The sequence below is a fragment of the Dactylosporangium sp. NPDC000555 genome, assembly GCF_040300025.1.
GTDB lineage: Bacteria > Actinomycetota > Actinomycetes > Mycobacteriales > Micromonosporaceae > Dactylosporangium.
The window spans coordinates 1-10,863 of sequence record NZ_JBEPDB010000144.1 but is presented as its reverse complement, the minus strand read 5'-3'; the positions used below and the strand labels follow the sequence as shown (position 1 = coordinate 10,863).

9 protein-coding genes are annotated in these 10,863 nt (G+C 74.0%); 5 read left to right on the top strand and 4 right to left on the bottom strand.

Annotated features, from left to right (window positions below; genetic code table 11):
- Nucleotides 1-73 precede the first annotated feature (73 nt).
- From katG to ABT297_RS41420, 3 genes are all read right to left on the bottom strand, one after another.
- Nucleotides 74-2,248 carry a catalase/peroxidase HPI gene (gene katG, locus ABT297_RS41430; RefSeq protein ID WP_350559134.1) on the bottom strand — a complete coding sequence of 725 codons (2,175 nt, stop codon included), beginning with the start codon at nucleotides 2,246-2,248 and terminating at the stop codon, nucleotides 74-76.
- A 703-nt stretch (nucleotides 2,249-2,951) separates the two neighbouring features.
- A complete protein-coding gene (locus ABT297_RS41425; RefSeq protein WP_350559131.1) occupies nucleotides 2,952-3,137 on the bottom strand; it encodes an antitoxin in 186 nt (61 codons plus the stop codon).
- Nucleotides 3,138-3,640: 503 nt separating this feature from the next.
- On the bottom strand, nucleotides 3,641-5,959 hold the full coding sequence (locus ABT297_RS41420) for a hypothetical protein (RefSeq protein ID WP_350559128.1): 2,319 nt from the start codon (nucleotides 5,957-5,959) through the stop codon (nucleotides 3,641-3,643).
- Between the two features lie 311 nt (nucleotides 5,960-6,270).
- Here ABT297_RS41420 and ABT297_RS41415 point away from each other — a divergent pair, with 311 nt between their 5' ends.
- The 5 genes from ABT297_RS41415 (at nucleotide 6,271) to ABT297_RS41395 (ending at nucleotide 10,412) form a co-directional block, all read left to right on the top strand.
- Complete coding sequence (locus ABT297_RS41415) at nucleotides 6,271-6,975, top strand: DUF1775 domain-containing protein (protein WP_350559125.1); 705 nt, start codon at nucleotides 6,271-6,273, stop codon at nucleotides 6,973-6,975.
- A gap of 86 nt (nucleotides 6,976-7,061) precedes the next feature.
- Entirely contained in the window at nucleotides 7,062-7,955 is an 894-nt protein-coding gene (locus tag ABT297_RS41410; RefSeq protein ID WP_350559122.1) for an ABC transporter ATP-binding protein, read from the top strand.
- Nucleotides 7,952-8,674: an ABC transporter permease gene (locus ABT297_RS41405; protein ID WP_350559119.1), complete on the top strand. Its 723-nt coding sequence runs from the start codon at nucleotides 7,952-7,954 to the stop codon at nucleotides 8,672-8,674. The genes ABT297_RS41410 and ABT297_RS41405 overlap by 4 nt, the downstream gene beginning before the upstream one ends.
- Before the next feature lie 20 nt (nucleotides 8,675-8,694).
- Nucleotides 8,695-9,807: a sensor histidine kinase gene (locus tag ABT297_RS41400; RefSeq protein WP_350559116.1), complete on the top strand. Its 1,113-nt coding sequence runs from the start codon at nucleotides 8,695-8,697 to the stop codon at nucleotides 9,805-9,807.
- 119 nt (nucleotides 9,808-9,926) lie between these two features.
- A complete protein-coding gene (locus tag ABT297_RS41395) occupies nucleotides 9,927-10,412 on the top strand; it encodes a hypothetical protein (RefSeq protein WP_350559113.1) in 486 nt (161 codons plus the stop codon).
- Between the two features lie 70 nt (nucleotides 10,413-10,482).
- On the opposite strand, the gene ABT297_RS41390 is transcribed toward ABT297_RS41395, so the two are convergent.
- The coding region (locus ABT297_RS41390) for a DUF998 domain-containing protein (protein WP_350559110.1) at nucleotides 10,483-10,863 on the bottom strand (381 nt) is incomplete at its 5' end.

The following is a 10,863-nucleotide window of genomic DNA, read 5'->3' as shown; positions in this document are numbered from 1 at the left end:
AAAACCCGGGGGGCGGGCGGGCCCGGGGGGGGGGCCCCCCCCCCCGGCGCCCCGTGCGTTCGGATCGGGCGACTCAGGCGACGTCGAACCGGTCGAGCTCCACGACCTTGGTCCAGACGGCGACGAAGTCACGCACGAACTTCTCCTTCGCGTCGTCGCTGGCGTAGACCTCGGCCAGCGCGCGCAGCACGGAGTTGGAGCCGAACACCAGGTCGGCTCGGGTGGCCGTCCACTTCAGCTCGCCCGTGGCCGCGTCGCGGCCCTCGAACGTCTCCTCCTCGTCGGAGGTCGGCGTCCACGTGGTGCCGAACTCGAGCAGGTTGACGAAGAAGTCGTTGCTCAGCACGCCCGGCCGGGCGGTGAACACGCCGGCCTGCGACTGCCCGGAGTTCGCGCCGAGCACCCGCAGGCCGCCCACCAGCACCGTCGCCTCGGGGGCGCTCAGCGTCAGCAGGTGGGCCCGGTCGACGAGCAGCTGCTCGGCCGGTCGGGCGTGGCCCTTGCCGAGGTAGTTGCGGAACCCGTCGTGCGTGGGCTCCAGCACGGCGAAGGACTCCACGTCGGTCTGCTCCTGCGACGCGTCGGTGCGGCCCGGTGTGAAGGGGACCTCGACGTCGACGCCGCCGGCCTGCGCGGCCTGCTCGACGGCCGCGGAACCGGCCAGGACGATCAGGTCGGCGAGCGAGACCTGCTTGCCACCGGCGTTGAACTCCTGCTGGATCCGCTCCAGGGTGCCCAGCACCCGCGCCAGCTGCGTCGGGTCGTTGACCTCCCACTCCCGCTGCGGCGCGAGGCGGATGCGCGCCCCGTTGGCCCCGCCGCGCTTGTCCGTGCCGCGGAACGTCGACGCCGACGCCCAGGCGGTCGCGACCAGCTCGGAGACCGACAGGCCGGACGCGAGGATCGTGGCCTTGAGCGCGGCGACGTCCTCGGCCCCGATCAGCTCGTGCGTGACCGCCGGGACCGGGTCCTGCCACAGCTGCGGCTCGGCCGGGACCTCCGGGCCGAGGTACCGCGCGACCGGCCCCAGGTCGCGGTGCGTGAGCTTGAACCACGCCTTGGCGAACGCGTCGGCGAACTCCTGCGGGTTCTCGTAGAACCGGCGCGAGATCTGCTCGTAGATCGGGTCCACGCGCAGCGCGAGGTCGGTGGTGAGCATCATCGGCGCGTGGCGCTTCGCCGGGTCGTGCGCGTCGGGCACCAGGTCGGCCGCGGCCGCGTCCGTCGGGGTCCACTGCGTCGCGCCGGCCGGGCTGGTCGTCTGCTCCCACTCGAAGCTGAACAGCGTCTCGAAGAAGCTGTTGTCCCAGGCGGTCGGGGTGGGCGTCCACGCGCCCTCGAGGCCGCTGGTGATGGTGTCGCCGCCCTTGCCGGAGCCGTGGGCGTTCTTCCAGCCCAGGCCCTGCTCCTGAAGCGGGGCGGCCTCGGGCTCGGGGCCGACGTTGGTGTCGGGGGCGGCGCCGTGGGCCTTGCCGAACGTGTGCCCGCCGGCGATGAGCGCGACGGTCTCCTCGTCGTTCATCGCCATGCGGCGGAAGGTCTCCCGGATGTCCCGGGCCGCGGCCAGCGCGTCCGGGTTGCCGTTCGGCCCCTGCGGGTTGACGTAGATGAGGCCCATCTGCACAGCGGCGAGCGGCTTGGTGAGCTCGCGGTCGCCGCTGTAGCGCTCGTCACCGAGCCAGGTCTCCTCGTTGCCCCAGTTGATCTGCTCGGGCTCCCAGACGTCCGCGCGCCCGCCGGCGAAGCCGAACGTCTTGAAGCCCATCGACTCCAGCGCGACGTTGCCGGCCAGGACCAGCAGGTCGGCCCAGGAGATCTTCTGGCCGTACTTCTTCTTGACCGGCCACAGCAGCCGCCGCGCCTTGTCCAGGCTCGCGTTGTCCGGCCAGCTGTTCAGGGGCGCGAAGCGCTGGTCGCCGGAGCCCGCGCCGCCGCGGCCGTCGGTGATGCGGTAGGTGCCCGCGCTGTGCCAGGCCATCCGGATGAACAGCGGGCCGTAGTGGCCGTAGTCGGCGGGCCACCAGTCCTGCGACGTCGTCATCACCGTGTTGATGTCGGCCTTGACGGCGGCGAGGTCGAGGGACTTGAACTCCTCGGCATAGTCGAAGTCCGCGCCCAGAGGGTCGCCCGCGGGCGGGTTCTGGTGCAGCACGCTCACGTCCAACTGGTTCGGCCACCAGTCCCGGTTGAAGCGGGGCGGGCGGACGGGAGCTTCGCCCGAGATGACGCCGTTGTTCTCACTTGCCACGTTGCTCTCCTATGGCTCGCAGTCGGATGCAGCGATCGGCCGGCCGGTGGCCGGGGAGGGGCACAAGCCCCGGTAGACGACGTGGGCGCACCTCACCTCGGCCCACAGGCACGGAGGGTAGTGCGCACGGGTGAGAGTCTCGCCCACTTTTCTGGATTGAGTCAAGAATATCGCGTGTTCGTCACTCGTGTCGACGGGATACCGTTGTCATCGTCACCCGGCGAGGCGAGGTCGCCACGGGCCGTGACGCTGAGCTTCGGGTGCGCTTTTTTGTGGGACCGCCCCTGCGCCGCCGACGTGCGATCCGTGGCTCCTGCGGCGGGCGCGGCCGGGTCCGGCCCTCGGCGGCGCTGACCGCCGTGTCGCGGTGGCGGCCCTGGAACAGGCCCTGCAACAGCTCCGCTTCGGCGAGGAAGCACGGCAGCGCCGGCAGCGGCCTGCGGGCTCGTGCGTCTCGGCGTCCTGGCCGGCGACGAAGCCGAACCCGCACAGCTCCACCAGGTCGCGCGGGGCCACCGCCGGGTCGAGCGCGGGCGCGCGCGAGCGAGTCGTCGAGGCGCGGCTCCCCGGGGTGCCACGCGGGACGCACGGCCTGCGGCAGCGCCGGCCCGGCGGCGTCCGGCCTGAACTCAGCGGTCGCGGCGGCCGGCAGGATCGTCCGGTCGGGCCGCGCCCGGGAGTGCCGGGCGCGGTGGGACTTCGGTCAGTTCTTGGTGGTGTCGCCTTCGCCGGTGTGCTCCTTGGCCGCGTCGACACCCTTCTGGATCTGCTCGGTGTATTTGCCGCCAGTGCGATCGTCGGCAAGCTCGCCGGCTTTGTCCAGGGCCTGGTCGATTTTGTCGTCGTGCTGGTTGGCGAGATCCTTGACCTTGTCGAAGAAGCTGTTCATCGCCTAACGGTACCCGCAAGATCGGCCGCGGCCGCGAAGAAGTCACCCCCTTGCGGCGCGTGTCGTCGGTACCCCACGCGCGCTCCTCGGCGGTCACCCTCCGCAGCCGGGGTATGTGCTTGGCGCAGTGGATGTAGGTCTCCTTGATGAACACGTTGACCCAACGTTCCGGGCGGCGGCCCGGCACCGTGTCGAGCGGCAGGTGCGGGAACTCCCGGCGCATGTCGGCATCGGAAGCTGGCAGCGGCCGTCGGCCGAGCAAAGTCTGCGTGGTCATGCGTCCGGCGCCCACAGCGCACGGGGTTCTTCGTGATCACGGAGCGAACGTGCTGGTTTTCGTACATTTTTACTCCGTGATCACGGCGAACATGATGATCGGGCGACGCGGATCGCAGGCACGGGCTGCGCCTCCCGAACTCGGCTTCTCGCGATGCCGAGCGCCCAATTGACGGCACCGGGGGGATCGCGCCGCGCGCCGTGTTCGAGCAATGGACACAGCGCGCTCAGCCGCCGCTACGCTCGCGTTCGTCCCGCCGAGAAGCCTGCTCCGGTACGGCGGGAGCCACCGCACCACCGAGCCGTGCCCGCCGCGCGGCGAGGGCGCCCAGCAGGTGGAGGATCTCGGCCTCCGGCACCCCAGCTCGGATGCAGGCCCGCCGCAGCGGCTCGGCCAGCGCGCCGGCGCGGGGCGCGATGCCCATCACGGCCGGCCCGACACCGAGCACCGCGGCGAGCACGCTCTCCCGGCGCACCGGCACGGGCACACCGCCCCCGGCGGACACCCTCCCACCGACGGCAACGACGGCGGTGGCCCCGCCGGCGGAAGCGGTAGCCCCGGCGGCCGGGGCGGTGCCGGCGGTAGCTGTGGTTCCGGTGGCTGTGTCCGGGCGGCCGGAAGTGGTGGTGCCGACGGAGGTGGTGGTGGTGCAGGTGGATGCGGTCGTGCCAGTGGATGCGGTGGTGTCGGTGGCTGTGTCCGGGTGGCCGGAGGTGGTGGCGCTGGTGGATGCGGTCGTGCCAGTGGATGCGGTGGTGTCGGTGGCTGTGTCCGGGTGGCCGGAGGTGGTGGCGCCGGTGGATGCGGTGCTGCCGGTGGTCGTGGGGGTGTCGGTGGCTGTGTCCGGGCGGCCGGAAGTGGCCGTGCCGGCGGATGCGGCGTCGGTGGATGTGTCCGCGCCGGAGGAAGCGGCTGCGCCGGCCGAGGCGGACGTGCCGATGGACATACCCGTGACGGCGGCCACGCCGGCTCGCCATTGGTGCAGCCGTCGCACGAGCAGGGCGCCCGCGACCGCGAGGCCGGCGAGGACCGCGAGGGTGGCGACCGGCGGCCCGATGTGCCCGCCGGCCAGGCGCGCGCACGTGAGCACCGCCAGCGTCGCGGCCACGGCCCCGGTCGCGGCCCACGGTAGCGCCGCGACGGCGATCGGCGCCGCCGACGCCGGTGGTCGCACCTGGGCGAGGGTGAACAGCAGCGGCGCGGCGTGCGGCGGCCAGGCCCACGGGCGGGCGAGGACGTCGTCGAGCAGCCGGCCGTACGCCGTCCCCCGCGTCATGGCGAACCCCCGCCACCGGCCCGCGGCGACCGGCCCGGCGCCGCGGTCGCGCTCGGCGAGCAGGGCGGCGGCCACCGCGCGGTCGAGCTGGGCCCGGTACACCAGTGCGGGCTCCCACCCGGGCACCGCCCCGCAGCGGCCCAGCACGGCGCGGGCCACGGCCGGCTCGTCCGCGGCCCCGGCCACCGCGTCGAGGGCGAGCGGACTCCCGGACTCCTCGGCGACCGCGATCGCCGCCGCCGGATCGCGCCGCGCGAGGAGGGTGAGCGGCGCCGAACCGGGCCGCCCGGTCGCCGCCATCCGCAGCAGTACCGATCGGGCAGCGGGCAACCCGTGCGCCCCGCCCCAGCCGTGGGGGGCGGGCGACGGGGCGGGCGCGCCGGAATCCAGCACCGGCAGCAGGGTCAACAGGCGGGACAGCCAGCGCGCGTCGCGGGCGGCGGGTGCGGTACCGGCGAGGGACTCGATCTCGCTGCGCGCGGCGCGGTGCACGCCGTCGTCGTCGCACGCGCCGGCGGCGAGGGCGGCGCGGAACAGCAGCCGGCGGTCGGCGAGCGTGGTGAGGTCGTCGATGATCCGCCAGCGCAGCGGCTCCGTTGCGGCGGCGCAGGCGGCCACCGCGTCGGCGACCAGCCCCGCGGGCCAGGGCGGCTGGTCGCGCAGGCGGCCGGCGAGCCCCTCCCAGATCCCGTCGTCCACGTGGGAGTCGCGGCGTGGCGGGGCATCCGGGAGTACCACCGCCGGAATGTGAAAACCGGGCACCGGCTCGGCGTGGGAGAACGTGACGATCGTCGACGCCGGTGCGGTGCGGGCGAGCGGTCCGGGCAGCCCGGCCACGGCCGCCCGGACCGCGCCGCCGACGTCGTCGAGGCCGGCGACCAGGACCAGGTACCCGTGCTCGGTGGCCGCCCCGGTGACGGCCCGCAGCACCGCCGCGGCGGTCACCGGCCCGTCGGCCGCGAGGCGGGCCAGGTCGACGAGGACCGGTCGCTGCGCGACGGCCGGGTCGGCGGCGGCCCGCGCCCACGCGGCCCGCAGCAGCCACCGCAGCGGCCCCGGCCCGCCGGCACCGGGCGCGGTGAGCAGCCACAGCCGCTCGCCGCGGCGGTCGAGCAGCGCGGCCGGGTCGACGCGTTCGCCGCCGGGGCCGAGCAGCGCCGGCGGCTCGGCCGCATGGCCGCCGTCGCCGCATGCATCGCGTCGGGCGGTGTCCGTATCAAGATGTTCGCGCGCGTACCGGCGCAGCGTGCGCTCCGCCGCGCGTCGCATCCGGCTCGGCATCGACCTCTGGCTCCGAACGATGGGGGACGATGGCACCGTCATAGTGCCGCCTGTCGTCACTGCGCGTAGCGGATTCGGTGCCCGATCCATCGATCGGGCGACCCGGCGCGGCGCCTTCCGCCGGGGCCGGGACCGCAGCTCAGCGCCCCTCGGCCGCCAGGGTGGCGATGCGGTTGGCGGCGGCGGACCTCGGGGACGGTGGAGAACCAGCCGATGGCCGCGACGCGCCCACAGTGCCGACGCTGTGTTTCCCGCGCGCCGTCTACGCTGGTTGTCGCCGTCTCCGGAAGGAACCGTTCGTGCTGATTCGCCGTTTTCTGGGCTCGCTGTCGGGCGCCCTCGCCGTGACCGCGGCCGTCGTCCTGTGCACCGCCGGCCCCGCCTCCGCCCACGTCGGGGTCAAGGCCGACAAGGCGCAGGCGGGCGCGACCGACGTGACGATCACGTTCGACGCGGAGAACGAGTCCTCGAAGGCCTCGATCGTGTCGGTCCGCGTCGCCCTGCCGGCCGGCATCGCCCCGGCCGACGTCGCGTACGTCTCGGGCCCGGCGGGCTGGGCGCTGACCCAGGCCGCGGACGGGTACACGGTCGCCGGCCCGGCGCTGGCGGCGAAGCAGGGCGCGAAGTACGCGGTGAAGGTCGCCAAGCTGCCGGCCGACACCACGACGCTGTCGTTCAAGACGCTGGTGACGTACAGCGACGGCCGCGTCGATCGGTGGATCGACATCCCGCAGCAGGGCACGCAGCCGGACAACCCGGCGCCGACGCTGACCCTCGCCCCGGCCGCCGCGGCCCCGTCCTCGGCCGCCACGTCGTCCCCGGCACCGGCGGCGACGGCATCGGACTCGCCGACCACGGCCACCCCGGCGACCGCGGCCGGCGGGACGAGCGGCGACGGCGGCAGCTCGGCCGCGCCGTGGATCATCGGCGCGGCCGTGGTCGTGCTGCTCGCCGGCGGCGCGGTCGCCTGGCGGCTGCGCGGGGGCCGTCGTCCCGCCGCTTGACATCCGGTACGGCATTACATCTGTCACGGGGGTGCGGGTGACGCGACGCAGCCCGCCGAAGATCGATGGGCCGCCATGCTGTTCGTATGACGAACGAAGCAGTCCAGCTCACCGGGCTCGCGAAGCGGTTCGGCCCGGTGACCGCCGTGGACGGCCTGGACCTCACGATCCGCCGGGGTGAGGTCGTCGCGCTGCTCGGGCCGAACGGTGCGGGCAAGTCGACCACCATCGACATGCTGCTCGGCCTGCAGCGGCCCGACACCGGCGAGGTGCGCCTCTACGGCGACACACCGGAGAAGGCCATCGCCCGCGGCACGGTCGGCGCCCTCATGCAGTCCGGCGGGCTGCTGCCCGACCTGACCGCCGAGGAGACGGTACGCCTGGCCGCCGGACTGCAGCGCAACCCGCGCCCGGTCGGCGAGGTGCTCGAGCGGGCCGGCGTCACCGAGTTCGCCAAGCAGCGCGTGGCCGGGCTCTCCGGCGGCCAGCAGCAGCGGATCCGCTTCGCGATGGCCCTCGTGGTCAACCCGGACCTGCTGGTCCTCGACGAGCCCACGACCGGCATGGACGTGGAGACCCGGCGCGCCTTCTGGGCGTCGATGCGCGAGGAGACGGCCCGCGGGCGCACGGTCCTCTTCGCCACGCACTACCTGGAGGAGGCCGACGACTACGCCGACCGCATCGTGCTGCTGCGCTCCGGCCGGGTCATCGCCGACGGTACCTCCGCCCAGATCAAGGCCACCGTGTCCGGCCGCACCATCCGCGCCACGATTCCCGGCGCCGACCTGGCCGGCCTCGCCGCGCTGCCCGGCGTCGAGCGGGTCGAGTCCCGCGGTGACATGGTGCTGCTGCACTGCGACGACTCCGACGCGGCCCTGCGGGCGCTGCTGGCCGCCACGCCCGCCCGCGACATCGAGGTCACCAGCCGCAACCTCGAAGACGCCTTCATCGCCCTCACCGTTGCCGGGAGCATCCAGTGAACTCCACGTACATGCGGCTGGAAGCCGTCCGCCTGTTCCGCAACAAGCGCGTCGTGATCTTCTCGACGCTGATGCCGGCCCTGCTCGTGCTCATCATCGGCGGCGTCTCCGTCGGCGGCGACGCCGACGCGAAGAAGTACGTGATGGTCAGCATGGGGCTGTTCGGCGCGATGACGGCCGCGATCTCCAGCGGCGGCACCATCGCCGTCGAGCGTGGCCTCGGCTGGAACCGCACCCTGCGGCTCACGCCCTTGTCCCCGGCCGCGTACGTGCTGAACAAGGTGCTGCTGGCCCTGCTCGTCGGCGTGCTGCCGGTGGCCGTCACCTTCATTGTCGGCGCCGCCGGCCTGCACGTGCGGCTCACCGCCGCCGAGTGGGTGCTGTGCTTCGCCGGGGCGTGGCTGTCGTCGCTGCCGTTCGCGGCGCTCGGTGTCGTCATCGGGTACCTCGCCAAGCCCGACAGCGTCCAGCAGGTCTCCACGCTGATCACCCTTACCCTCTCCGCGTTCGGCGGGCTCTGGGTCCCGGTCAGCCTGATGCCCGACACGCTGCGGTACATCGCGAAGCTGACCCCGTCCTACTGGACCGGCGAGGTCGCGCGCAGCCCGCTCGACCACGGCCACGTCGACGGTCAGGCGATCGCGGTGCTGGCCGGCTGGACCCTGGCGTTCGCGCTCATCGCGCTGCGCCGGTTCCGCGTGGACACGGCCCGCGCCTGAGCCTCGGTACCGTGTTCGACATGTCGCAGGTCCTGGCCGGCCGCCGTTCCCGGCTCTTCTGGAGCTGGTCGGCGGTCTGGCTGTTCTACATGACGGGCCCGATCGTCCATGCCTGGCACCAGCCCGACCCGCTGCGGCGCGCCGCCGGGCTCGCCGCCGCGCTCGCCTTCTGCGCGACCTACCTGGTCGGCTTCTTCTCCATCCGCCGGCACTTCGGCCGTACCGCCGAGCCGCCGGCGCTGACGCGGGCCGTGCTGCGACTCGGCGCGATGGCCGCACTGGCCGCGGTACTGACGGTGATCGTCGGCGAGTCCGGCCTCACGTCCCTGGTGTACATGGCGGTCATGGCGGTGTTCAGCCTGCCCGCCCGGGGCGCGTGGAGCTTCGTGCTGGCCTGCACGGCGTGCGCGTTCGTGCTGCCGCGGGCGGTGCCCGGCTGGGACGGCGACATCGGCCTCACGTTCGCGGTCATGGTCGCCGCGCTGGCGGTGTGGGGCGTGACCCGCTTGGTGCAGCGCAACGCGCAGCTCGCCGAGGCCCGCGAGGAGATCACCCGGCTGGCCGTCGCCGCGGAGCGCGACCGGTTCGCCCGCGACCTGCACGACCTGCTCGGCCACTCCCTCACCGTGGTGTCGGTGAAGAGCGAGCTCGCGGGCCGGCTGGTGCAGCTCGCCCCGGAACGCGCCGAGGCCGAGCTCGCCGACATCCAGCGGCTGGTCCGCGAGGCGCTCGCCGACGTGCGCGCGGCGGTGGCCGGGTATCGCGAGATGTCCCTGGGGACCGAGCTCGCCTCGGCGCGCAGCGCGCTCGACGCGGCCGGCATCGAGGCCGACGTGCCGGTCACCGGCGAGGAGGTCGACCCGCGGTGGCAGGAGTTGTTCGCCTGGGTGGTCCGCGAGGGTGTCACCAACGTCGTGCGGCACAGCGACGCCAAGCACTGCTGGATCCGCCTTGGCCGAGCCGCCGTGGAGATCAGTGACGACGGGCGCGGTCCGAGCGGTGACGGCTCCACCGGCGCCGGTCATGGCCTCGACGGCCTGCGCGAGCGCCTCGACGCCGCGGGCTGCCTGCTGAGCGTCGGCCGGCGCGAGGGTGGCGGGTTTGTGCTGCGCGCCGCCGCTTCGGCGTCGTGAGCGCGCGACCCGGCCGTCGACCTGGCCTGATCAGCCGACCGAGCCGGACGACGAACGGCGCGTGACGCTGCCTGGTCCGCCGATCGTCTTCCGGGTTCGTGCCGGTGCAAGATCCGGCGGTGACCATCCGCCACCTCTCGATCACCGTCCTCGCTCTGCTCGCCCTCACCGGCTGCGGCCCCCGTGCCGAGCCGGCGCAGGGCGCCCCACGGCAGGCGGTGGCCCAACTCCCGTCCCCGTCCGCCACGGACTCGCCCAGTCCGTCACCGTCATCGCCGTCACCATCGCCGTCACCAGAGCTGTCGTCGTCGCCGGCATCGCAACCGTCGCCGCCCGTCGCCGGCGCCGTTCCGACGGTCGCCCAGCCCCGTGTGCCGACGACCGCGGCGACCACGAAGCAGGCCACCCCGGCGGCTACCAAGACCACGACGAAACCGCCCGCGCCGAAAACCACCGCGCCCGCCGCCGGCGGCGGCGGAGGGCCGATCGTGCATCCGGGCGCGTTCTGCACCCCGGAAGGCGCCACCGGCTACACGTCCGCGGGGACGAAGATGCGGTGCACGCTGAAGGCGGGTGAGAAGCAGCCGCGGTGGCGGGCGGCATGACCAACGGCCGATGTGTCCGGTGCGTCAGCACCGGACACATCGGCCCGTGTCCCGCGAGTGGTGCGGGGGATCAGCAGCAGTGGACGGAGCGGTACAGGCGCACCGAGACGACGGCCAGCCAGGTCATGATCACGATCACCGCGGCGACGAAGCCGAGCGTGAGCCCCGGCGCGTTGTTGCCCGACGCGATTCCCGCGAACCCGGCCAGGAACAGTGTGCCGGAGATGCGCGAGTACCACGCCAGGCCGCGCGGCTGGCGGCGGGCCAGCACGTAGGTGGCCGCGATGACGCACAGGAAGCCGATGCCGCCCGCGGCCAGGTGGCCGAGGCCGTGCCAGCTGACGGTGCCGGGACCCTCGGGGGTGCCGGTCGGGAAGCCCATCGCGGGGTCGGCCCGCAGCGCGCCGGCCGCGATGAGGCTCGCGCCGTAGACGCCGACCAGGCGGGCCGC